15 protein-coding genes are annotated in these 26574 nt (G+C 37.8%); 9 read left to right on the forward strand and 6 right to left on the reverse strand.

The genetic code is table 11. From position 1 onward, the window contains the following. Positions 1–114: 114 nt before the first annotated feature. Positions 115–1719, forward strand: coding sequence for an iron uptake porin (locus IQ236_RS11680; protein ID WP_193869408.1), 1605 nt, complete (start codon positions 115–117; stop codon positions 1717–1719). 180 nt (positions 1720–1899) lie between these two features. On the opposite strand, the gene thrC is transcribed toward IQ236_RS11680, so the two are convergent. Then, a complete protein-coding gene (gene thrC, locus IQ236_RS11685) occupies positions 1900–2991 on the reverse strand; it encodes a threonine synthase (protein ID WP_193869409.1) in 1092 nt (363 codons plus the stop codon). 492 nt (positions 2992–3483) lie between these two features. Between thrC and IQ236_RS11690 the strand changes: the two genes are divergently transcribed. The 4 genes from IQ236_RS11690 (at position 3484) to IQ236_RS11705 (ending at position 7697) form a co-directional block, all read left to right on the forward strand. Beyond that, complete coding sequence (locus tag IQ236_RS11690) at positions 3484–3738, forward strand: hypothetical protein (RefSeq protein WP_190519280.1); 255 nt, start codon at positions 3484–3486, stop codon at positions 3736–3738. A gap of 326 nt (positions 3739–4064) precedes the next feature. Continuing rightward, positions 4065–5114, forward strand: coding sequence for a fatty acid desaturase (locus tag IQ236_RS11695; protein WP_193869410.1), 1050 nt, complete (start codon positions 4065–4067; stop codon positions 5112–5114). Between the two features lie 304 nt (positions 5115–5418). Then, on the forward strand, positions 5419–6915 hold the full coding sequence (locus IQ236_RS11700) for an AAA family ATPase (protein WP_193869411.1): 1497 nt from the start codon (positions 5419–5421) through the stop codon (positions 6913–6915). Between the two features lie 5 nt (positions 6916–6920). Beyond that, the gene (locus IQ236_RS11705; protein ID WP_193869412.1) at positions 6921–7697 is read left to right on the forward strand and encodes a ParB N-terminal domain-containing protein; all 777 of its coding nucleotides are present in this window, start codon (positions 6921–6923) and stop codon (positions 7695–7697) included. A gap of 67 nt (positions 7698–7764) precedes the next feature. Here the strand turns inward: IQ236_RS11705 and IQ236_RS11710 are convergent, their stop codons facing one another. Beyond that, complete coding sequence (locus IQ236_RS11710) at positions 7765–8130, reverse strand: META domain-containing protein (protein WP_193869413.1); 366 nt, start codon at positions 8128–8130, stop codon at positions 7765–7767. A 68-nt stretch (positions 8131–8198) separates the two neighbouring features. Continuing rightward, positions 8199–9875: an ABC transporter substrate-binding protein gene (locus IQ236_RS11715; RefSeq protein ID WP_193869414.1), complete on the reverse strand. Its 1677-nt coding sequence runs from the start codon at positions 9873–9875 to the stop codon at positions 8199–8201. 548 nt (positions 9876–10423) lie between these two features. Between IQ236_RS11715 and IQ236_RS11720 the strand changes: the two genes are divergently transcribed. The 4 genes from IQ236_RS11720 (at position 10424) to IQ236_RS11735 (ending at position 19207) form a co-directional block, all read left to right on the forward strand. Then, complete coding sequence (locus tag IQ236_RS11720; protein WP_193869415.1) at positions 10424–13744, forward strand: ATP-binding response regulator; 3321 nt, start codon at positions 10424–10426, stop codon at positions 13742–13744. A 267-nt stretch (positions 13745–14011) separates the two neighbouring features. Next, positions 14012–15757 (forward strand): alpha/beta hydrolase, encoded by a 1746-nt coding sequence (locus IQ236_RS11725; RefSeq protein ID WP_193869416.1) that lies wholly within the window; start codon positions 14012–14014, stop codon positions 15755–15757. Between the two features lie 52 nt (positions 15758–15809). Continuing rightward, complete coding sequence (locus tag IQ236_RS11730) at positions 15810–17462, forward strand: alpha/beta hydrolase (RefSeq protein WP_193869417.1); 1653 nt, start codon at positions 15810–15812, stop codon at positions 17460–17462. A gap of 59 nt (positions 17463–17521) precedes the next feature. After that, positions 17522–19207, forward strand: coding sequence for an alpha/beta hydrolase (locus tag IQ236_RS11735; RefSeq protein WP_193869418.1), 1686 nt, complete (start codon positions 17522–17524; stop codon positions 19205–19207). Positions 19208–19300: 93 nt separating this feature from the next. Here IQ236_RS11735 and IQ236_RS11740 read toward each other — a convergent pair whose 3' ends face one another. The 3 genes from IQ236_RS11740 to IQ236_RS11750 form a co-directional block, all read right to left on the reverse strand. Further along, entirely contained in the window at positions 19301–23797 is a 4497-nt protein-coding gene (locus IQ236_RS11740; protein WP_193869419.1) for a tetratricopeptide repeat protein, read from the reverse strand. A gap of 36 nt (positions 23798–23833) precedes the next feature. Further along, positions 23834–24850, reverse strand: coding sequence for a calcium-binding protein (locus tag IQ236_RS11745; protein ID WP_193869420.1), 1017 nt, complete (start codon positions 24848–24850; stop codon positions 23834–23836). Positions 24851–25719: 869 nt separating this feature from the next. Then, entirely contained in the window at positions 25720–26487 is a 768-nt protein-coding gene (locus IQ236_RS11750) for a DUF1350 family protein (protein ID WP_193869468.1), read from the reverse strand. Positions 26488–26574 lie beyond the last annotated feature (87 nt).

Consider the following 26574-nt stretch of genomic DNA (forward strand, 5'->3'; position numbering starts at 1 on the left):
GGGATAGGGGGACAAGGGGAAGAGGGGAAATAATAGACACTCCTTTGGTGAAACTCGAAACCCCACTGAACAGGCAAGATGCCTGTTCCACTGACCTGTTAACAGTCAACAAAAATGCGATATAGATTTTTTGAGAAATGGGCGATAGGGTCGATGAGTTTGGCGATGGGACTGAATGGCTATTTAACAGTTTTAGCAGCACCGGAACCCCCAATAGATACCACTGAAACCATTCAGGAACAAATCGAACTTGCTGATCTTGATAATAATACGGAGACGAATGATGGGGTATTTAATGTTACCTCAGTATCTTATTTATCAGATGTTGATCCGGGGGATTGGGCGTTTCAAGCTTTGCAATCTTTGGTGGAACGCTATGGCTGTATTACCGGATATGAGGATAACCGTTATCAAGGCAATCGCGCCTTAACTCGATTTGAATTCGCTGCCGGATTGAATGCCTGTTTGTCTCGGATTAATGAGATAATTGCTGCTAATACAGGACAGTTGATCACGTCAGAAGATTTAACGCTTCTGCAACAACTACAAGAACAATTTGCGCCAGAACTCAGCGTTTTAACAGGTCACTTAACGGCCTTAGAAGCCCGCACCGCAGAAGTTGAAGCCAATCAATTTTCCACGACGACAAAACTCACAGGGGAAGCCATTACGACCTTCTCTAATGGGTTTAGTGGGTTGGTGGATGGCAATAATATTCCAGTGGTTCAACATCGAGTTCGTCTGAACTTTAGAACCAGTTTTACAGGTCAAGATACCCTCTATTTTCGGATGTTTGGGGGAAATGCGCCTCAATTAACTTTACCCGGAGGTTCCGCCGAGGGGTTAACCACCGTTAATCTCACTTATCCTAATGATGAGATTCGCAATGGTCGTCTCGCTTATTCCTTTCCCATTAATTCCCGACTCTCCGTTAATGCGATCGCCACAGGTGGTGTATTATTTGATCTCGCCCCTACCCTGAGCCCGTTTCTGGAAAGTGGAACCAGTGGGGCGCGAGCGTTATCAGAATTTGCCTCATCAAGTCCTATTTATCGAATTGGGGGAGGCGCAGGAATGGCGGCTAATTACCAACTCAATCCTCAATGGATTTTCAGTTTAGCTTATTTAGCGAGTAATGCCCACAATGCTGGAAATGGAGAAGGTTTATTTAATGGTGAATATGCCGCTTTCACCCAAATTCGTTGGAGTCCAAAACCCAAATTGGGCATCGGTTTAACCTATGTAAATGCCTACAAAAATAGGGGTGCAATTTTTGATTTTGGGACTACATTTCCCTTAGTTGGAACCTTGGAAGCTAATAAACCCTTTCCCCAAATGATCACCAATTCCTATGGATTAGAAGGATTTTATCAATTTAGTCCCCATTTTGCCATAAATGCTTATTTAGGTTATACCCAAGCTAAAAATTCTCCGGGAAATGGCAATGCTGATATTTGGTATTATGCCGTTGGCTTGGCTTTTCCTGATATTGGTAAAGAGGGAAATTTAGGGGGTTTAGTCATTGGTGCAGAACCCTATCGTAGTGATAATCCTCCTCCGGCTAACGATGTCCCTTTTCATATTGAAGCGTTTTATAAATATCGATTAAATGATTATATTGCCATCACTCCTGGGTTAATTTGGTTAACAGCACCTGCCCAAAATAATAATAATAATGATGCAGTTATTGGTGTGATTAGAACAACATTTACATTTTAAGTTAGAATATCGCTAAATCCTAATTGTCACCTAAAATGACTAAAACTCTTGATGTGAGTGGTTTGACTTCCGAACAAATCGAGCAAATTGATGGAATGATCCCCCGTGTAGAGACGTTCCATGGAACGTCTCTACACGGGGGGAATTTGTAGCAAACATTAAGGGATGGAATATAAGCCATTAAAATCCCATTACTTTTGCCACTGCTTCCATTTCCGGTGCAATTCCGGCTTTGAATTTATTGTTGCTGTGAGTAATAGCTGTATCAGGATCTTTTAATCCATTTCCTGTTAACACACAAACAATTTTAATTCCTTCTGGAACCTGATCTTTCACTTTCAATAATCCCGCTACGGACGCGGCACTTGCAGGTTCACAAAAAATCCCTTCCCCAGACGCTAATAATCGGTAAGCATCCAAAATTTCTGCATCAGTAACAGCACTAAAACTGCCTTTACTGGCATCTTTCGCTGCAACCGCAATATCCCAACTCGCCGGATTTCCAATCCGAATGGCTGTGGCTAAGGTTTCCGGGTTTTCTACGGGATGACCTGAAACTAACGGGGCGGCTCCGGCGGCTTGAAATCCCATCATTTGGGGTAAACGAGAACATTTCCCAACAGAATGATATTGACAAAATCCCATCCAATAGGCACTAATATTCCCCGCATTTCCCACCGGAATACATAACCAGTCGGGGGCATCTCCCAAGGCATCTACTACCTCAAAGGCGGCGGTTTTTTGACCTTCTAAACGATAGGGATTGACGGAATTTACCAAGGTAATTGGGTAATGTTCGGCCATCTCTCGGACAATATTCAACGCTCGGTCAAAATTCCCCTTAATTGCTAAGACTTCCGCCCCATATAATAAGGCTTGGGCTAATTTCCCTAACGCCACATAGCCATCAGGAATCAACACAAAGGCTTTCATTCCGGCCCGACGGGCATAGGCCGCCGCCGAAGCCGAGGTATTTCCGGTACTGGCACAGATGACGGCTTTGCTGCCTTCCTCCTTGGCTTTAGAAATCGCCATGGTCATGCCTCGGTCTTTAAAGCTGCCTGTGGGGTTGAGTCCGTCATATTTCAAATAGACTTGCACCTGTTTGCCAATGCGTTCGGCAAGGGTTGGGGCTGGAATCAAGGGCGTGTTGCCTTCTTGTAGGGTAATAACAGGGGTCGCTTCAGAAACAGGTAAATAGTTGCGGTAGGCTTCAATCAGACCGGGCCAGCACTTTAATGAGGACTGGGTTGTAGGCAAAGTCAACGTCATCTTGGTAGGAGTTAATAAATGAAAAATAATCCGTTTAAGGATTGACAAATAGACAAATTCATGATATTTGAGAACTCCCTGAACGGTTTAAATCCATTAACTTGATCAGTTGACAGGATCAGCCGTTGGGTGTATTCCTTATATTGAGTATAACTAAACAACGTAACAACTCAACTTTTATCGGTTGAGCGCGCGGTCACACCTAACAGTGTTGACGTTTAGGAAAGCTAAATTTGGACAAGACTTAAGTAGAAAAAACTTTCTTCTGTACGGTAGGACATACCGGAAGTTAAGCTTTAGGAGAATCGACCTCTACTTAGGCTTGAGAAATCTTGTCTAAGCAAGTTGACTCGATGATTAAAGAATCTCAGTGTTTTCAAACCTGAGAATGTCAATTAGTTTACCTTCTCGTTTACTTTTAATATTTTTTTCAATAAGAGTAAACGTTCAGGGTAGGATATAGTTAAGATTTGTTGAGCTAAAATTTTTTAGATGTCAAATCAACTGCTGATGTCCAATCGTTCCTCGACCGCATCCCGTTCTCAAACCTTAGATGCCCCTTCAAGCCGGACTTCCGGTTCTGTTATGTCTAAGCCTCTAACGATTGATGCGATGAAAAATCTTTACAGCGCTGATCAGCAAGTGAAGTTTCTGCATTTGCACGCTGAAGTTGAAACCTTGCTCTTGGAATTACAAACCATCAAGCAACAGCGCCAAGAAACAATATCACCCCCACAGACTTGTTGAGTAGCCGTCTAAGTTCAACTCCCTATCCTAATCATTCCCAACTGGGTTTGGCAAAGACTGCTAAATACCTCGGTTTTTGACGGACTCTGTTTATAGGAGGTTACTTTTGGAGTCGGGCTTAAATCGGTTGGATTCCCTTGAACATAATTTTTATCAGCAGTCTCTAATTGATCAAAAGTGCCTGCTTGTCTGATGCAGGTAAAGTTTTTCATGGAAAATTGGGGGATTTCTGCGGCTATCCATCGGAAATTAGAGGCAAAAAATCACGCAATTTTAGTATTACCCTAACCCTTAATACTGAGGGATTTAAAAGTTTGCAAGATTCTATGACATTATCATCTGTTCAACCTCAAACTTTAGCATCTTCTGCTAATTCCACATCAAACTTACGTTTAAAAGACATTATCAAAAGTCTACCCCGTGAAGTCTTTCTCAAAGATCAGAAAAAAGCTTGGCTAACGGTTTTTATTAATGTTGTTCTTGTTGTTGCTGGCTATTTTGCGATCGCTTATTCTCCCTGGTTTTTACTCCCCTTTGCTTGGATTTTTACCGGGACAGCTTTAACGGGATTTTTCGTCATTGGTCATGACTGCGGACATCGTTCTTTTGCTGACCGTCGTTGGGTGAATAATTTAGTCGGTCATATCGCGTTTCTTCCCTTAATTTATCCCTTCCACAGTTGGCGTTTAGGACATGATCATCATCATAAACATACCAATAAACTAACGGAAGATAATGCTTGGGAACCCTGGACAATCGAAAACTATGAAGCCTCCCCTAAAATCGTACAAGTTGCTTATAAATTAACACGAGGACGGCTCTGGTGGTTAGCCTCAATTTTACATTGGGCAATTGTTCACTTTGATTGGCGCAAATTTGATGGAAAAGGACGGGAACAGGTCAAATTTTCCTCTTTATTTGTAATCGGATGTGCTGCGATCGCATTCCCCACAATGATTTTTACAATCGGAATTTGGGGCTTTGTTAAATTCTGGTTAATGCCTTGGTTAGTTTACCATTTCTGGATGAGTACCTTCACCCTCGTTCATCATACAACCCCGGATATTCAATTTAAAGAGCCCCAAGATTGGGATGAAGCCTTAGCTCAATTATCGGGAACTGTTCACTGCAATTATCCCGGTTGGGTTGAGTTTTTGTGTCACGATATTAATGTTCATGTCCCGCACCACATTTCCACCGCCATTCCCTTCTACAATTTACGGACAGCCTATCAAAGTCTACAAGATAATTGGGGTGAATATCTCTATCCTGAATCTGATTTTTCCTGGTCTTTAATGATTCAGATTGTGGATCAGTGCCATTTATATGACCCGGAAAATGCTTACCTTTCCTTTAAGGAATACAACAAGCATTAATTAAATCCCACTTGAATTTATTCCTCAAACCCTCTCTAAATTTCAGAGGGTTTTTTAGTAGTGAGTCCTTCAGGACTCTCTATTAAGATTGAGTCCTGAAGGACTCACTACGGTTTTACTGTTTTTTAGTCGTGAGGCGTTCACGCTTCTATGAGAGTCCTGAAGGACTCACTACGGTTTTAATTGTTAATCCGTATTAGACAGGAATCATCGGTTATCTTAAATTGACTAAGATCAGTAATTTAACAGATGTTTTTTGCTGAAGAGGTTGGTATAATCCTTCAAAAGTGCATCTGTTCACTTCATGCTGTTAACAAATTCAACGCTTTCTGAGTGGTTTAAATCCATTACTCCTGCTAGTCGTGAATCAGATATTGAGCAGAATATTATTATTCCTCTGTTAGAAAATTTAGGCTATAATGCTCAGGACTGGCGAGAACAAACTGTTATTCGTAAAGTTAGAGTTGATTTTTGTGTTCACCCCCATGATGCCGTTGCACCTCATCCTCCCTATTTAGTCATTGAAGTTAAAGCACCCCAGAAAAAAATTGTTTATTCGAGTTGGCAAATTCATGATTATATGAGAAAGTCAGGTGCTATTTTGGGCTTATTAACTAATGGCTATGAGTTTAGAATTCTCTATAATTATAGCGGGGATGTCCAGACAATTTTAACCTATTCTCAATCCCAACTGATTCAAGATTTTCAACTGGTGCGTAAATTATTGGGTAAAAAAATTGGATTAAAATTTAGTCAAGCGTTACATAAAAGTCAACAAAAAGTTCATGCTCGGTTTTTAAGAGCGATCGCCAATTCCTTCCAAAATCCAACTATGCTAGGATTATTTAATCGGAGTAAAAAGTCTAATTCTAAACCTCCTAAACCATCAGGAGAGAATTTGGAGCAGACAGAATCCAAATTTATTGCTAATTCTAATCAGGAGAAACAATCAATGATTATTACTGTTTTTAATAATAAGGGTGGAGTGGGTAAAACCACGATGACGATTAATTTAGGAGCCGCCTTAAATCATTTAGGTTATAACGTGCTTTTGATTGATATAGATCCTCAAGCTAACTTAACAACAGGTTTAGGAATTGACCCCTTAGAAGATATTGAAAATCAAGGAAAAAAAAATATTACCCATTTATTACTTCATCCGAGAGTTAAACTAGAGGATACAGTGATTGAAAAACAATGGGGAAATCTAAAGTTACATTTAGTTCCGTCCCATATTGAATTAAGTTATAAGGAACCGGATTTACTGAGTGCTGTTGATATTGATAGAGTTTTAGCTAAGAAGCTTAAAAATCATCATTATGATTTTGTTTTAATTGATCCGCCTCCGTCTTTTAGTAAAGTGAATGCGATTTCCTTGATGGCTTCTTCAGGCATTTTAATCCCCACACAACTATCTCCTTATCCCGTCAGAGCCTTAGAATATGTGATTGAAAAAGCTCGTAAAGTCGGAGAATCTAAAGAAGAAGCGTTACCGATTTTAGGAATAGGCGTGAGTATGTATGATCAACGTTCTTCTAGTTTTAATCTGTCGATGAGAAATCGAATTTTTGAGATATTAGATAAAATCGGAGAACAGGATAATATTGATTTATTCCCAGAACATACTTGGGTTCCTCGGCTGAATATTGTTTCTAATTGTCCCGATAAAGGATATCCAATTTTTTCCTCTGAATTTGATAATCAATTGACTTTTCAAGAAAAGGAAGCCGCCCAAAAAGCCAGTGAACGTTATCTGGAATTAGCTCAACACTTAGTTAAAATTTCTAAAAAAGGGAGTTAAAATCGATGAGTTTATCAGAGCGTCAGATTCAAATTGGTTCTTATTTAGGAATTAAACCCATTAATCATGGTCAAATTTATACGTTTCAAATTGCTATACCGAATGCAGAAACGATAGAAATTTTACCAGAAAGACGAGAACGTTTAGCTCAAACACTGAGGGAACATCAAAGTAATTTAGGATCTTTAGTGGTGCGACGAACCCAAGCTTATGATGAAGAAAAGGAATATGAAATTGTTTATGGTGCAGATTGGTGTATTGTCGCTGAAGAATTAGAAATTGAGCGTCTTTGGGTTTGGGTTTTTGATTTGACAGATGAACAAGCAATTACCATGAAAACCGAATTGGAACAATTGCTTGGTGGTGGTTTTATTCCACCTAGAACTCCAGAATTTCAAACCTTATCTCAAATGATATCCTCTGAAACTACACAAATTAACAATCGATTAAAACAGCTTGAAAATACCGTTAATAATTTAACGGCTAATCTTGATAAACTGACTCAGTTAGTTGAACAGATTATTATCAGGCTTCCGCCTCCCCCACTCAACCTACAAAATGCTAATCATCAAGAAATTCGACAAAAACTTGAAAACGTTGGAGTCAAAGACGAGCAGATTAAAGCGGCACTAAAAGCCATTGATCATTGCAAAGAAGCTGAAGGGGGATTAACTTGGACAAACCTTCAAAACTCAACTAAACCAGGTAAAGACAAAATTAAAAACTTTGGTCAATCTACCTATAAAATGCTTGCACAGATTGGTGAAATTTCTAATACCTGATTTTCCCTCAATCCTAAAAAGTAGTGAGTCCTTCAGGACTCTCTATATTTGAGTCCTGAAGGACTCACTACGGGTTATTGGGTGCGAATATCATGACTCCAGATTCTTGCTCGGTTTTATAGGTAATTTGCAGTTGACCTTCAGAATTAATAGTAAATGTTTTTGAGGCTTGTAAAGCTGAGAGAAATTGATCTTCTTGCTTCATAATTTCTTCAGGACAAGCCATTTGAGTGCTTCCAGCGACACCAAATTTTAATTGATCATCCTTCAGGGTGTAGGATGCGAAATAACGGTTACAACCGGATGAACCACTAATTTGATCATCTTGAAATTGTAAGCTGATTTCCGTTTCTTTTAACACGGTTTGGGGGGATTTTTCATTACCCCAGGAGAGTAATTTCCAATTAGTTCCACTGAGAGAGTCAGAAGCCATAGCTAAATTAATGATTGGTAAAAGAGAGAAACTGGCAATAGATAGGGATAGAAGTAGTTTTTTCATCGTTAGGAATTTGAGTTTTTAATTGTCCAAAAGGGGATTTGTTGAGTGAGTTGTAAACGGATGTTCTCAAGGCCGTTTTTAGCAAAAATAAAGGTTTTATCTTGCCAAAGGGGAACATAGGGAACATCTTCGGCCAGGAGTTTTTGAATTTCCTCAAAAAGTGCTTTCCGGGTTTGGGGGTCTTGTTCTTGACGTTCTTGAGCGATTAATTGATTCATGCGATCGCTATAATAAAAAGAACCCTGATATTGACTCGCTCCTTTTTCACATCCGGTTTCTGCCGAACCTTTACTACAGTCTAAAAAGGGTTGAATATAGTTATCAGCATCGAGGAAATCGGCATACCAATCTAAAACAAAAGTTGGGTAAATTCCCTCCTCTAAATATTTAAAGGCTGTGGTTGATTCTACACTATTGAGTTGCAAGTTGAGTAACCCACCTAAATCTCGGTCTGCTAAGGCTTTTAACGTTAATCCTAAAAATCCTTTATTAGAGGAATTCGACGCATACCAAAGTTCAACAATTGCTGGATTTTCTGGGGTATATCCGGCTTCAGTTAAGAGTTGTTTTGCTTTTTCAATATTGCCATCACCGTATTGTAAATTAAAGCTGGGTTGATAATCGGTAAAGGTGGTGGGAATTAAACTATATAGTAGTTCTCCTTGATTTTGTAATACCCGTTCATTAATAACTGAACGATTAATTAAAGCAGCGATGGCTTGTCTGACTTCTTTTCGGTTTAAGGGTTCCGATTTAACATTCATCATCAGATAACTAATGTTATTGCCATTGGCTGCTATCATTTGCCAATTGCCTTTTTCTGCTCCTTGTTTTAAGCTGGAAATTTGGTCAGCATTTAAGGATAAATAGGCAATATCAACAGCACCACTGCGAAAGGCATTAAATAAATTAGAGGCACTAGAAAATCGTTGAATATCAATTCCGGTATTGGCAGGTTTTTCTCCCCAATAGTTTTCAAAGGCATCTAAGCGAATTACATCAATTTCTGAAGATTTTAATTTATAGGGCCCCGTTCCGACAAATTCATTGGGTTTAAATTTACCTTCTCCAATTTCATAAAATTGAGGAGAAACCGCCACGATTCCTGAAAAAGCTAAAAGGGAAGGAAAGGCAGAAAAAGGTTGTTTGAGTTTAAGGGTTAATTCATAGTCTCCCGTTGCTTGAACGGTATCAACGGCATCGGATAATAAGGAAGAGGGAGAACCTGCATTTTGAATAAATCGTTTGATGGAAAATTCCATGGCTGCGGCATTAAAGGCAGTGCCATCATGAAAGGTAACACCTTCTCGCAGGGGAATAGTATAGGTTAATCCATCGGAACTAACGGTGGGTAAAGCGGTGGCTAATTTAGGAACCAGTTGATTAGTTCCGAGTTCATAATCATAAAGGCGATCGCCTAAATTATACAAGATATTTCCTGACATTAGTTCATAGGCATCTGCGGGATCTAAAGTTCGAGCTTTTAAGGTGGTTCCCATTGTAATTCGTCCGTTATTGGCAGACGTAGAAGCAGATTGATGACTTGTTTGATGGGGAGTACAACTAATAATAATTAGACAACAGAAGCAAAATAAACTGACCCATTGCAGTAAAAATTTTCGGGAAGACGGATGTAGATTTTGCAATCGATTCCACTGGGGTATTTTAGATTTCACCATAAATCGAAAATATTAAAAATAAATTTTAATTACAGATTATAGCATTTGATAGCCACTTAATCAACTTGGAGAAAAGAATTAATCTTCTTTTTTTTAGGATAAATACTGATCTTATCCTGGTTTTTTGTAAATGTAAAATAATATTGCAACTCCCATGAGACAGCCATAAAAAATAGCAGGTATCCATTATGGAGTTATAATATTAGGGAATAGGTGTTGGAGAGGATAGAATATTTTATACCCCAGATCAACGGTTGTGACTGTTTAGGCAACGAAACCGACGGGAAAATAGGGGTAAATGGTTGGGACTCAATATTTTATTAAAGTTACCCTAGAGAAGGTTGAGAAACTTTTAATTTCTTTAAGCTTGTTTAGGAAATGGTTAAATTTTGGCAAACTTAACCCTGATCTATCACAATAGAAATATCAAAGACACGATTAACAGACTGTTTAGGGATTTATTTTATTCCTATAGGGAGTTGACACGGGCACTTTACCACTTCTTTGCTTTAAGTAGATGATTATCTCATCTGGAGGATTTACATTTTATGTCTCCCCAAGCTGACCTCCAAACCTTTATGCAGGTGGTTCCTGTTTGTCGCCATGATTCGCCCTTAGAAGCATTGCGGTTTATTTTTTCTCAGGGAAACTCCGAACAAGTTGTGATTGTCAATTCTGAACATTATCCTTTAGGTCTAATTTCCCTGCATCGGTTTCTTCCCTATCTCCTCAATACCACCTTCCCGACTTCCCCCGACCCTCAACTCTTTCTCAATGAGGTTTTGTCTGCTATTATCGAACCCATTATTGGCGTTCCCTCCCATTTAAGCTTAGAAGACTTTTGGGTATATTTACAATATCAAAGTTCCCATCCGGTACTAGAAAATAGCCTCCCTCAAACGGTATCCCTGGCTTTAATTAATCAGAAAGGAGAGTTTATTGGATTAATTAATAGTTTGCAAGTATTACGATATTTAGCCCAATATTCTCAACGCTTTACTCAGATTCAACAACCTCGACCTTCCCCTACTTTAGACTGCAATTCAGAACCTCATCAACAGTTAGATGGGTTAGCGGCGGGAAATTTTAGCGTATCTCAACATTTAATTCAGTTTTTAGATGAACTACCCATTCCCTTAATGATTCAAAGTGATGATGGCATCATTGTTAATCAAAATTTAGCATGGAGATCCCTGATTGGTCGAGGTTCAGAGGTTTTGCAAGAAGTCGCTGAATCGGTAACCCGTTGGTCAGAAGCCAGTGAAACATTTTCCTCGACTGAAAAATACCCAACTTCCTCCTTAGAATCCTCAATCGATTCTGGATTTCCAAGCCGTCATTTAACGAATGTTTCTCAACCTTTAACCTCGAATTCACCCACCTTACAAATGCCGAGTTGGTGTCAATTAGGTAGCCAACCGGATACTTATATTTGTATTTGTCCCATCGCCCACAATCAAGAACGAGTTTGGCAATTTACTCGCCAACATTTAAACCCGGAATGGGAAATGGCGTTATGTTTAGGAAATCAAGCCAATGACCTCTGGTTAGTCTTAGCTCAAGATATTACAGAACAGCATCGAGTCGCCCAAGAACTAACGGCAAAAAATACGGATTTAATTCAACTTAATCGCCTCAAAGATGAGTTTATGGCTTGTATTAGTCATGAGCTTAAAACGCCCCTAACTGCGGTTTTAGGTCTATCCAGTTTATTAAAAGATCAAGCCTTAGGAGAACTCAACGAAAAACAAGCCCGTTATGCTCAACTGATTCATAAAAGCGGTCGTCATCTGATGTTAGTCGTGAACGATATTTTGGATTTAACTCGGATGGAAACGGGACAACTCGAATTAGTCCCCGAACCTTTACAAATTCAGGCAGTTTGTGAACGAGCTTTTGAAATGACTTTACAACAATACCAAAGTCAAGATAAATCCGATATCAAACTACAAGCGGAAATTTTAGAACAACTGAAAAATCGATTTACCTTAGACATAAAACCCGGTTTGGAAACCTTAGTCGCCGATGAATTACGCTTGCGACAAATGTTAGTCAATTTATTATGTAATGCCCTAAAATTTACTCCCGATGGTAGCGAATTTGGTCTACAAGTTAGCCGTTGGGAAAATTGGATTGCTTTTACCGTTTGGGATAAAGGAATTGGCATTCCTGAAGATAAACAACATCTGATTTTTCAGAAATTTCAACAACTTGAAAGTCCCTTAACCCGGAAATTTGAAGGAACAGGATTAGGGTTGGTTTTAACCCAACGGTTAGCACGATTACATGGGGGAGATGTCAGCTTTATTTCTAAACCGAATAAAGGCAGTCAATTTACCTTATTATTACCGCCGAGTCCCCCTCGATGTAATTGGGAATTAGGCAATCACAATTCCTCAGAAGAACCCGAATTTTTACCCTCTTCTCGTTCTTCTTCTCCTCAACAATCTCGTTTAGTTTTAGTGGTTGAAACGGTTCCTCACTTTATTCAAACCTTGAATGAACAACTCACCCATTTAGGATATCGGGTCGTAATTGCTCGTTCAGGAACAGAAGCCGTTGAAAAAGCCCGTCGCCTCCAACCGAGGATTATTTTGCTTAATCCTTTAATTCCTTTATTGTCCGGTTGGGATGTTTTAACCTTATTAAAAACCGATGTACAAACCCATAAAATTCCCGTCATTGTCACAGCAACATTAGGGGATAAACAACGAGCAGCCGCCAATCATTGTGATGGCTTTTTGAGTCTTCCTGTTCAAGGAGTAGAATTAGAAAAAATCTTAGGAGAATTGCTTCCAGAGGTTTCATCTTCCGAGCCTCAACAGTTAATGATTCTCTGGTTAAGTTTATCAGGAGATCAACATCACTTAAACTCAATCAATACCCTAGACCAGCCTAACTCAATTTATCATTCTGCTTTATTTTTATCGCAGTTTTCTCAGTGTCGAATTTTAGAAGCCGATGATATTAATCAAGCCGCTCTCATTGCTCGAATTTGGCATCCCAATGTTATCGTTTTAGAACGATATACTTCTGTTAAAAATCCCTTATATTTATTAACAGAAATTAGTCAACACGAAAGTTTAGTCCATTTACCCATTGTGACTTTAGACCCTGTAACAACTCAAGTTGCAAATCAAGTTAAAAACTTATCAATTTTTCCCTGTTTAGCGAGTCCCTCGGATGATGGGATGAGTCTTCAATCTTTTTCTCTGGCTATGGGTTCTGCTTTATTAGAAGTGATCCAAATTGCGACCCGTTTAAGTTGGAAACCGAGTATTTTAGTGGTCGATTCTTCCGTTTTACCGCAACAGCAATTAAGTCATCCTGTAGACACTAAAGATCATCCTTCAAAAGCAAGATTAAACCCTAAATCTTCTACCTCAGTTCAAAATTCAACGGTTAATTCTGATTGTTTAGATGCTCCCAATAATGCTAATATTAAAATTGAGCAAGCCTTAGTTCAATATATTGAAATTGCTGGATTTCGGAGCATTATGGGCAAAGGCTGGGAAGAAATTCTTCAGAAAATTCAATGTAAAAGTTTAGATTTAATGCTGATTTGTTTTCGACAACAATCTTTTTCTAATTTAGTTGAAGCTCTCTCGATTTTAGAAAAAATGGAAGCTAGAATTCCTATATTGATTTTAGCACAATCTGATGTTAAAGTCAAAGGTAAATCCCTCGACAAAAAACGTAAAACTAAATCGTCATCGTCTGTTGAAATCCCCAATTATTCCTGGGAAGAAATTATGGTTCATTTACAACGCTTTAGCTCTAGTTTTCCCCTAAAAGTCTTACCCTTTAATCTATCAGTTGAGTCTCTATTAGAAGAAATGAAAACCCTATTAACTCACTTACAACCGTGAAAATCCATCAGGAAAATAAAGCTTAAAACACAGCAGTAAGGAGTGAGAATCAACGCCCACTTTAAGGGTATTGGGTTTCTGACCGGAGTTAGGAACCAAAAGGGAAAAATTGAATCAGATCCCAGGAGTAGGCTATGATGTGACCTTTTAATAAGGCTCTGATCAATGACTTCCTTATCTGTTAAGATGGTTATAAAATGATTGGGGTGCATTTGACAGGATTTTTAAGAACGTTGTAACTGATATTTAGAGGCAATTAACCCCATTATGAATCAACATACACTGGCGATTACAGCCCCATCTAGCTTAACATTAAATCTCTCGTTAAATCGGCGGAGAATTGTGTCTGTACTGGGTGGACTTTTCGCCCTAGCTTTTTCTGCTGTTCCCGTACAAGCAGCCGAAAATGTATCTTTAGCCCTAGGACAAGCTAAAATTTATGTATCCGTACAAGCCTTAGAAAACTATGCTCAATCAGGAACAATTGATCCCGAATTAAAAAGCTTTTTATTGTTATTAAATCAAACTGATCAAAATCAGTTTAAAACAGTCTTATTGGATCAGCATCAATTAGATCCGATAATGATTTCTCAATTTTTAAATTCCCCCACAGGAGCGTTATTTCTGAATAAACTGGGAGATATTATTCAATCCGAAACCGATTCGCAAAATTTATCAACGCTTAAAAATGGGTCGGAAGCACTTAAAATAGCATTAATGAAGGCTAATCAAGATTCTGAAGGCATCACCTTACTCAATATTTTACGTCAATTTCCAGCAGCAGAAATTCAATTAAATATCCACAAGATTTTTCAACTCCGAGAACAAGTCAATAGTCTCGTAAAAGAAACTAATTCTATTATTACAGAAATCGTTAAATTATCCTTAGAAGAATCAGCCTTATCCCCAACTTCAGATTTTAGTAGAAAACCTGATTTAAAGCAAACTGGAGACTTTGATGTTACCCCTAAAACCCTAACCTTAACAGACTCCAAACGCCATCGAGAATTGATTGTCGATCTTTATATTCCCACACCCTTAAATACCGTCAAACGGGGAAAACCGAACACAATTCCTGTGATTATCATTTCCCATGGATTAGCTGCAAATCGTAAAAATTATGCCTATTTAGGCGAACATTTAGCATCTTATGGATTTGTCGTTGCTCTCCCTCAACATCCGGGAAGTGATACCAATCAACTTCAAGCTTGGTTATCGGGTCACGCATCCGATGGGTTCAAAGTGAGTGAATTTATTGACCGACCCCTAGATATTCAGTTTTTAATCAATGAATTAGAACGCTTGAATACAACGGAATTTAACGGTCAACTGAACCTGAAACAAGTTGGCGTTGCAGGGCATTCTTTTGGCGCTTATACAGCCTTAGCTTTAGGGGGAGCAGAAATTGATTTTAATCACTTAAAACAAGACTGTAACTCGGCATTTAATTCTGTTAATCTCGCCCAAATTTTTCAATGTCGAGCCTTAGAAATACCTCAAAAAGACTATAATTTGAGAGATGAACGGGTTCAAGCAATTTTTTTGATGAATCCGATTAATAGTAGCATTTTTGGGCAACAAAGTTTAAGCAAAATTCAGATTCCGGTATTCTGGAAAACCAGTGGTAAAGATAATATCGCTCCTGTTGCTTGGGAACAAGTTCGCTCCTATACTTGGTTAACAACACCCGATAAATATTTACTCTTAGCAGAAGGCGATCATCATATTAATCTAAATTTAACTGCCATGAATCAAAGTATGAGTGCCTCTTTAAAAGAAATTGTGGCTCCAGTTCCTGAACCTGTTAATGATTATATTCGGGCTTTTAGTCTGGCTTTCTTTGAAGTGTATATCAATCAAGATTCAACCTATCGTCCCTATTTAAAAGCCACCTATGCTAAAACGATTAGTGAACCAGCTTATCCCCTAAGTTTAGTTCATTCTCTCTCCCTAGACCAATTCTTTCAAGCGGTAAAACACGTCAAAAATCCATCTGATTCTCAGAATAATTAAACTAGAATTTTAAACATTTAACCCCTCTGTTGCCTAAAAGGAAAAGAAAACGATGCAATGGTTTGTATCTTTTGTATTAACAAGTGTATCTATCCTGTTTGCAACTCTACCCGCAGTTGCCGCAGAATTTATTATTGTCCCCTTGGGAAAAACAAGGATTTCTATTTCCCTAGATTCCTTAGAAAATTATGCTAATCAAGGTAAAATTAACCCTCAAGAACCTTTAGCCAGTTATCTAGGATTATTAAGTCCTGAACAACAACAAAGTTTAAGACAATTTTTGCAAACCCGTTACACACCTCCCGATATTTCAATCCAACAATTTGTTAACTCCCCCTTACTTGTGGCTTTTTTAATTCATATTGGAAACATCATTCAAACTCAATCTGAAGAAAATGGAGCCGATGCCATTCGTGCCAGTTTAATTGATGTCGGGAATGCACCCAATGGGTTTACAGTATTAGAGGTTATGCGTCAGTTTCCCAGTCCAGAAATTCGCTTGAATGTGGAACTCGCCTTAACAACATTAACTAAAGTTTTTGCCTTTATTCGACAAACTCATGCGGTCACGCAATCTTTAGCAGTATTATCAGAAACAGAAGCCCAGAAAGCAACGATTACTGATTTTAGTAAGATGCCAGATTTACGAATTTCAGGAAAACTTTATACATCTACAAAACAAACCCTAACCGTCAATAATCATTACAATAATCGTCGCTTTGAAGTAGATATTTATCTTCCGAAACCTATTTCTCCAGAGGGGGAAAATTCACAGACATTATCTTATCCTGTGATTGTTATCTCTCATGGATTAGCCTCTGATCGCTCACGATTTGAAAATTTAGCTAAACATCTCACTTCCTATGGTTTTGTAGTCGCTGTTCCTCAACATCCAGGAAGTGATTATCAGCAACTTCAATCCTTACTGAATGGAGACGCAAAAGACTTATTTGAACCTGAACAATTTCTGGATCGACCTAGAGATATTACTGAATTACTCAACCAACTTGAAACACTTAATTCCACTGAGTTTAATCAGCAATTAAATTTACAAAATGTGGGGGTTATTGGTCATTCATTAGGAGGATATACAGCCTTAACATTAGGCGGAGCAACCCTTGATTTCACCCAGCTTAAAACCGACTGTCAACAACCGAATATTCCCTTAAATCCTTCCCTATTTCTTCAGTGTCGAGCCTTGGAACTTCCCCCGGAAAATTATGCGCTACAAGATCCCAGAGTCAAAGCTATTTTTATATTAAATCCGGTGAATAGTAGTATTTTAGGAAAATCGGGTTTAAGTCGAATTAAAATTCCAGTTTTCATCACAGCAAGTACCGAAGATTTTTTAGCCCCAGCATTGTTAGAACAGTTAAATGCTTTTACTTGGTTAACCACTCCTCATAAATATTTAGTTTTGCAAAATCATGCCACTCATTTTTATGATATTACTTCTGAAAACGCATCGGAAGTATTAGGAAATTCAAGTATAATTATTCCAACATCAGAAATTAGTCGCTCTTATATTAAAGCTTTCAGTACGGCATTTTTTAAAACCTACCTTAGCCAAAATTCTCAATACAAACCCTATCTAAACGCCGCTTATACTCAAACCATTAGTGATCCCCTTTATCCGGTCAGTTTAATTCAATCTTTAACCCCTAACCAATTAACAAATGCAATTAATGGTGTTACCTCGGAATAACTTTACCGAATTAAAACTTTAATGATAATATCAGGTTATTCATTTTATTCTAATACCCCATGAAACCACCGATTAAACAAGAGAATAATAGACAATACACTCAAAACCAGAAAAATATCGGCTTTCTCGGCTTCCAACTCTTCAAATTTTCATTAGGAATAATATCCAGTTTAAGCACCCTAACCAGTTCAGCAGTTGCGGCTGAAACAATTGCAATTCGGTATAATATTGGTACAGCTTTTATTTCTGTTAAAGACTTAGAAAATTTTGCAAAAACTGGAAATATTTCTCCCGTTTTATCAATTTATGGCAAAGTTTTGAAGGTTGAAGATGCTGAAAAACTACGTCAACTTTTATTGACTCCGATGACCGCCAGCCCTTGGAGTATTGAACAATTTAATAACACGACCATGGGCATGACAATGTTAACTCGCTTTGGGAATTTTATCCAAACAGATAACGGTGACAATGGTGTAACGGCTCTAAAAACGGCAATTAATCAAGCTTCTCAACTACCCGGAGGTTTGACTTTACTGGGCGTTTTACAAAAATTTCCAGGTCAAACCCTAGAAATTGATGTCAACTTTGCTGTAGAAGCTATTAGAGATTTATCTCAAGTCATTTATGAAGATAAATCTGTCATGAATTGGATTAACCAACAGGCGAAAACACAAATCGATAATCCTGCTATTAATAACCGACCCACTCAATTGAAAGAGCCGGGTACAATTCAATGGAAAAAAGAAACATTTACTTATGAACATCCTCAACGAAATATTTCTTCTCCTGTTGATGTTTATATCCCTCAAGTTTCTACTCCGACTCCGGTAATTGTGATTTCTCATGGTTTGGGTTCCGACCGAACGACGTTTAAATATTTAGCCGAACATTTAGCTTCTCATGGGTATTTTGTTGCAGTTCCTGAACATTTAGAAACCAGTGCAAATGGGTTGGCTAATTTCTTGGCCGGGAATGCTCCTCCTCCTGGCCCAGAAGTCTTTATTAATCGTCCCTTAGATATTACTTCTGTTCTCAATCTTTTAGAACAAAAAGCTAAAAATTCAGAATTTCCCAGTCCTTTACTATTAAATAATGTTGGGGTTTTAGGTCAATCTTATGGCGGTTATACGGCTTTAGCGGTCGGGGGTGCAGGATTTAATAGCAGTAAAATTAATCAAGAGTGTGCAGAGTCTGTTAACCGACAACTCACCTTAAATATTTCGATATTACTGCAATGTCAAGCCAGTTCCGTTGCGAATAAAAGTCAAGATCTTCAAGATGAACGAGTAAAAGCGATTATTGCTATTAATCCCATTACGAGTGTTGTTTTTGGTCAAGAAGGGATGAGTCAAATCAAAATTCCGGTCTTAATGATTGGGGGTAGTGATGATTATATCGCTCCCGCAGTGCCTGAACAAATTTATCCCTTTTCTTGGTTAACCAGTCCAAATAAATACTTAATGTTATTAGATCGAGGAACCCATTTTTCCTTCTTAGAACCCGGAGAAGAATCCGTGCTTCCAGTTCCCCCTCAACTCATTGGCCCTAATCCTGAATTAGCTTTTCCCGTGTTGAAAGCGATCAGTCTGGTGTTTTTTAATAGTTATATTCGCAATCAAACCGAATATTTACCTTATTTGAATGCGGGTTATATTCAGAGAGGAGAAACTTCTCCTTTTAGTTTAACTATTGTTAATTCTTTAACCCAAGAGAACATTGAATCAGCCATTAATCAACATCGTTAATTGTCGTTGATAGGCAAAAGTATTACCTCTGCTCCATCAAAAGGAAATAGGGGTAATACTTTGGGCTATTTTATAAAAGGAATTAGGAAAGTTTCAATTCACTAATTTTTTGGCTAATTCGGTAGCTTGGCGATAGGCTTTAACCGCTTCTTTTAGGTTTCCCTGTTCTCGCAAGGTATCTCCTAATTTATGATAAACTTGCCAAGCATCAGGTTCCAATTCCAGGACTTGCCGATAACAACTAATAGCCAATTCCCAGTCCTGATTTTCAAACCCAATATCCCCTAATATTTCCTGAATAGAGACTAATTGGGGGTTTAATTTTACTGCTTCTTGATAGCAAACGATAGCGTCTTGCCATTGTTCCTGCTGTACATAAATATCTCCTAATAAGGCTTGAGTTTCTGCTAACCAATCCGTTTCATAGTAAGGTAAAAAATCCGGGTTAAGTGAGGACTTATGGGTTTTAGTTTGTTGTTGAATTGCAACTTGATAGGCTTGTTGATAATGAGCAATAGCGGCTTCGAGTTGATTTTGTTGTTGTAACCCCTGAGCTAACCGTTGATGAGCAACAATTTGCTGGGGATCACGGTCTAATACCTGACGATAACAAATCATGGCTTGAGTCATTTGCCCCCGTTTCCAGAGGGCATTTCCTAACTTGAGATAATCCTCTAAAGTAGCCTTTTCTGGGGTTAATTGTAAAGCTTCATACAAACAATCTTCGGCATTTTCTGAATGTCCTAATGTTTGCCAAAGATGAGATAATTGATGATAAGTTTGAGCTTGAGGTTGAATGATAAGTGCTTTTTGATAACAGGCGATCGCTTGTTGCCATTGTTGATGTTGGGCAAAAACATCACCTAATTCTAAATACAATTCTTCATTTTGCGGCTGCAAAGCAATTGCTTTTTGATAACACAGTTTTGCCTTTTCTAGCTTTTCCTGTTTAATCAATACTTTTGCTAATAGTTTATAAACAGCAATATCTTGAGGACTTTTTTGTAACAGTTGCTGACATAAACGCAGACAAGATTCATATTCTTGTTGAGTATAATACTCTTGTGCTTCTTGGAGTGAAACAAGCTCAGTAACAGCACGTTTTGGAGTAGAGGCTTCAGGAATAATATTAGCAGAACGCATTTGGCTGGCGAGAATCGGTTGAGTGGGTAAATTTCCTGCCATTAATAATAAAACTTGCCGATAGTCAGAATTTTCGACTACACCTTTATGGTGATGTAAAAGGGCTTGAGTTAAATTTTGTAATGCTAATAGTAACCGAGGATTTAATTCTAAGGCTTGATGATAACAAGAAACAACTTCTTCCCATTTTCCTTGAGCGACTAATACCTTTCCTAAACTATTATAAGATTCAAAGGATTTAGGATTAAGTTGAATGGCTTGTTGATAGAAACTTTCAGCATCTGCCCATTTTTCTTGAGTTGCGAATAGTTCTCCTAAATTATGATACACTTCAACTGGGTTAGAATTTCCCTTAAGAGCATAACGATAACAGCTTTCAGCTTGATTAATTTTGCCTTGACGAAACAGAATATTTCCTAAAGAAAGATGTTCTTCGGGTTTTATAGTGTTCGGCTCTAAACTGAAGGCTTGATACCAACAAGAAGCCGCTATTTTGAGTTTACCAATTTTACTCCAAACCTTTCCTAAATTTCGATAAGCTAGAGCTAAATCGGGTTGTAATTTAATTGCTTTTTGATAGGAGTAAATAGCTTGTTTCCAATGTTTGAGTTGTGCATATAAATTTCCAATATTTGCATAAACAATTGCTTCATCTGGTTTCAAATTAACAACATTTTGATACCATTTAAGAGCTTCTTTCGGTTGACCTAAACCTTGTAAAGCTTTTCCTAAAAGGTGATAAGCATCAACGGCATTTGGATCGAGATCAATCACTCGTTTACATTCTTCGACTACCTGCTGATAGTTTTTTTGTTCAAAGTAGGTGTGAGCCGTTTTTAGACTAATTTCTATAACCGTTATATTTTCTTGTTTAGAAAGACGAAACAAATCTAAGGAAGTTAACCGACTTCCTAGACTATTACTTGAATTTTTAGCTTCAAGGATTGATGATTCTTCGGAAAAAGTAGTGCGGTTTTTATTGTAAGAAGTAGTAACCATGTTAGCTTTTGAACTCCCTTGATCAATTTTTTGTTCAGTCTGTCGTAAATCTATGGAAATTATTCCAGTATCTATTAAGTCTATTGTGGGTGTTATCAAAAAAAAATGATCTTTCTCCTCCGGTTGTCCTCTCGCTTTAAATGGACTAAAACAAGAGTAAATTTGAGTTTGATTTTGGAAAGTAGGAGTTAGAATTTGTAAGATGTTTTCTAAAGTATTTATTTTGACATAAATATCCTCAATTAATGGCGATTGATACATTAACTTTTGCAAGGGATAACAGGAAAATTCTTCTCCTGTAATGTAATAATGTTTCAGTCTTAATTGTTGGCTAATGATCCAATAATAGTGACGAATATAATGGGGAGATACCAGTTCAATTACAAGGGTTTCAGGACGACAAAACATCAAATTTGTCAATCCAGCACCATGAGGAGCAATAATGACTTTAGCATGAGCAAATAAACGAGCTTGTTCTTCAACCGATAAAGTTTCTAACTCAACGGGAACGACCCCCCATTCACTCAGATAAGCAATGACATCACTTTCGTTTAGAATTTGTCGATATTTAGCTCGATTTCGGCGAATAAAAATTCGCTCTGGATAGTTATTTTTAGAGGGGGTAATAGCCACATCAAACAACTGACGATGAAAGTTGATAATTTCAGGCGTTACCCATCCCACTGACCCGGTAAAAGAAGGAATAATTAATTGTTTTGCTTGAATATAAGGATGGCGATCGCTTTCTATAATTTTAGCTTCAGGAATTCCTAACTTTTGTAAGGTTTCTCGCTGAAAGGGTGCTTTAATACTATTCAATAAAAACCAATCAATCGATTGCAAATAATCCGGTTTTTCCTGTAGTAAAATAGCAAAACGAGGTAAAATATCGACCATCCAATGAAAATACACATTTCCTGATAAACCAGATACAACAGCGACGGAACCGGAAATTTTTTCTAAAGGAGGAAATTCTTCTAAAGAAAAGATTTGATGTTGATTCCAATCAATGGTTTCACATCCGGGTAAGGGAGTGGGATAAAATCGGGATAAATCCGTTAAAAGTTCATTTTTGGAGTTGAGAATCGCGATCGCATTACAAACATTCCACCAACTTTTTTGAGGAGCTATCCAGGCTTTTCCATCAGGAATAATAGTAATAGATTGGGGTAAAGATTCCCAAGGAAGATCTTGAGGTTGAGAACAATCATAGATTCCTTCTGCTAACCGAGTGGGATTTAAAACTTTAAACACTTGATTTAAACAAATCGGACAGTCTAAACCTTGACAGTTAGCATGGGTAAGCTCGGATTGATGAAAATTAGCAGAAAATTTAATGTTTAAATTAGATAAATTGTGCTGTTTACAATCTAACTTTTGTTCTTCTAATACCCCAGTTAACTGTTGATAGATTTCGGGTTGATCCGGGTTAATTCCTAAAGCTTTATGGTAATAAATTGCAGCACTAACAAAGTCTTTTTGATGAATAAAGCACTGCGCTAATTTTAGATAAGGATCAATCCAATTTTGATGAGCTTGAATAGATTTTTGATAATAATATTCAGCCTGGGGGTAATTTCGATATTCTGCTAAACTATTCCCGATATGAAAGTTAATTTTAGCAAAATATTGATAAACCTTCCCAGATTGGGGATTATGTTGTAAGGCTTGGATGAATTTTCCACAGCTAATTCTCGCTTGATCAAGTTCGTCCTGACCGTCTAAATGTTCTACACTTTGACAATAGGCGGTAATCCAGGGTTTTTCTAATTCAATAATCGCTTTAAAATTAAGCATCGCTTCAGAAAGTTGACCCTGTTCTAAGAGTAAAGCTGCACATTCACTATGAGCCAAAATTGATTCAGGTTCAAGCTGAATCAGTTGTTTAAAATATTGAATAGCAACACTATGTAACCCTTGCTTTTTAAAAGCTTTCCCTATATTTAAGTAAGCTTCTTTTAAATCCGGTTGTAGTTGAATTGCTTGCAGATAACCGGCGATCGCAGCATCAATATTGCCCTGTTTAAAGTAAGTATGGGCAAGGTTATGATGGAGTTTAGCAGATTGTGGGGAATGAATTAAACCTTGTTTAAATGTTGCAACTGCTTCTTTTAAATTCTCTTTTTGAACCCAAATTAATCCTAAATTAATATAGGAATTAATTCCTTGAGGATTGAGTTGAATTGCGGTTTGATAGTTTTCAAAAGCGGCATCCATTAACCCTTGTTGTTGCAGGGCAACGGCTAAATTATAATAGGCTAAATCTGAGTTAGGATCTTGAACAATTTCTTGTTGATAACGTTCAATTTCGATCCGTAATGACGGATCAATATGGTTAGTCTGAACAGGGATAGTTTGCTCTTCCAGATTCAGTTTTATATCAGGAGATAGCACGATAAAAGGATGGTTTGATAGTTTTTTTGTTTTAACAAAATGATTGTTAATCATGGAAGATAAAATTATCACAAAAGGGTCAATTTTTGCTTAAATTAAGCGGAAGTTATCATCGCTGAGACTCAAGTTTGTCCCCATTTGAATCACAGGTGTTGCTTGTCCTTGTTTATCAAGGTAATACAATGTTCCGGTTACATTGTCATAAACAAGGTTGGCATTACCAGCAACTAAAGAATTGTTGGGATTAAAATTCGCAATCACAGTCAGTTCTCCAGACTGAAGAGAACCGTTTGTTGCTTTACTAATCGCATTAAATAAATCTGCGTCTAGGAAAATCTCGTCTTCTGAGACATTAAAATCAGTGAGGGTATCTAAGCCCAATGCTTCTGTAATATTATTAGCTGTTGATTCGCCTGTAAAGACAAAACTGAATGTATCATCACCTAAACCGCCAATTAAACTATCATTTCCTTTATCTCCACTCAGGTAGTCATTCCCATCTCCACCGATAATCGTATCTTGGTCTTTACCACCATAGAAGGTATCATCGCCTTCTCCACCTATTAGGCTATCCTGACCTTCACCACCATAAATGAAATCATTTCCTATGCCACCGGATACGATATCATCACCGAGATCTCCAAATAATAAGTCATCGCCTTCTCCACCATCTACAGTGTCATTGTCTTGTCCAGCGTAGACGGTATCATCACCAGAACCGGCAATAATAGAATCATTCCCTTCATTACCAAACAAAACGTCTTTGCCCTCTCCACCAAAAATTAGGTCATCCCCTTCATCCCCAAAGATGAAATCATCCCCATCACCGCCATCGATAGTATCGTTTCCTTTACCAGCATAGATAGTATCGTTCCCATCTTCTCCGTATAGTTTATCGTTACCTTGGAAAGCCAGGATAATATCATCTCCATCTCCAGCACAAACTCCGTCATCCTGATTACCCAGAATAAGACGATCACTGCCATTTGAGCCTATCAGATTATTAGATTTATCGATAAAGCCTTCTATAATGAACCCACTATCTTTGGAGTCAGGGTTGGGTTGTATAAGGGTGGGTTCCGTTGGATTTTGACAGGGTAAAGACATAGTAACAACCTAGCTTGTGATGATAGGGTAATAAAGCCACGGGTTCTTAGAGTTGAAATCTCGACCACTTAAAGTTTCAACCCCAAGGCTTTTAGATAGGGACGGTCGGAAAATCAGAGACAAGCGTACAAACTTGTCATCCTTGAGAGGGTACATTATGGAAATCATGATTGATTTGGGGGTTTTTTCGGATGTTACAGTTGTCAAGCAACTGTTGATAACTCTTGCACCCTAAGTGTTTGAGATCTCAGGTTGAAGTTAATTGAAAACTACTATCCCCACATACCAGTATCTAAGTAGTGATCCGGATTGAACTGGGAAAAATTTATCTGAATAAATACTGATGAATCCTACGGATTAATAACTCCGTAGGGATGGGTCTTAATCGGTTGTTAAATCAGTTACAAAACGACTAATAATTTTTTTAAACTTTAAGAATTAATTATCAAAAATCCGTTAGCATTAGGAATTCTATTCTAAAAAAATTTTCCCCATCTGCCGGGATAGTAGAAGTGAAGTATCAAGGACTCATGAACCGGATTTAATCTGAAAATAAAATTAATTTTCTCTTAACTTAGCTGCTAAAAATATTGACAAACAGATTCTCCCCTAACCTGAATAATACTTTGCACAAAAATCAGGATAAGGAAACTCAGAATTGATGTCTTTTTTTAACGTTTAGCCCTATAATTCCCTACAAGGGTTTCTGGAATGAATTTTTGAGTTGATTCTGAGATCATGACAGATGGGATCTCAGCAAAGCCCAATACTAGACGTAATGATTCCCGATTAGTTCCCTAATCATGATAAAATAGTAGAGACGTTGCATCGAACCTCTCTACTGAATAGCGATTTAAGACTCCTGTATTTTAAACAGACATTAAAGGATTTAACCAATACAAAATTTGTTTTTTGAGTTGATTCAAATCTTGATAAACCGCTTGTTTAATCCATTGACCGACAGCATCGAAGGGGGTAAAGGTTTCTCCTACTGACCAGCTAACATTTTGACCGAGGGGAGTTTGATGATCACCGTTGAGTTTTTGCAAGGTTGTTAACCCTGGAAACCGTTGATCTAAAATTTGATGTAAGTTAGAGGTTTGATCAATGGTATCTTTAGAGAATTTAATTAAAAGATTTCGTCGAATTTGATAGCGATCGCTAACTAAACGATTTGTTTCTTCAGGAGAGGGGGTAAATTCTACATCCATAACTTGAGAAATTTGTTCAACCAAAGGAATTGATTGACGAGCGGCATAATTATTAAATGACATTAAAATATTACCCGATCTTTCTATAGGAAATAAAGAACCCATTAACAAATGTACTTTACATCCCATACTATGTCCTAATCCATAAATCGGTAAACCTCGCCGTTTTAAGAATTGCAGATCATATAAATCTTCTAATCCATCTTCAAATGTCCATAAAACCTCTTTAGCAATGGCAGTATGATCGAGGGTATTAACAAAAGGAGTCGCAACAATTGCATAACCTTGATGTGCTAATTCTTCTAATAAGCAACGATAGGTTAAATGGGGTGCTGTTGCCACAAATGCCCCTCCTAAAAAATGCAGTATTGCTTGAGGACGAGGGGGAATTAAAACCCAATTTCCAGAAATTGAAAGCCAGTCCATGAACCCTTTTATATTATAATTTGGTTTCACCTCTGGAGCCATGATTCTGACTTTGTTACAGAGGGTTTTCAATGTATGTTACCTAAT

The sequence above is a fragment of the Planktothrix mougeotii LEGE 06226 genome (assembly GCF_015207485.1).
In the GTDB taxonomy this organism is placed as follows: domain Bacteria; phylum Cyanobacteriota; class Cyanobacteriia; order Cyanobacteriales; family Microcoleaceae; genus Planktothrix.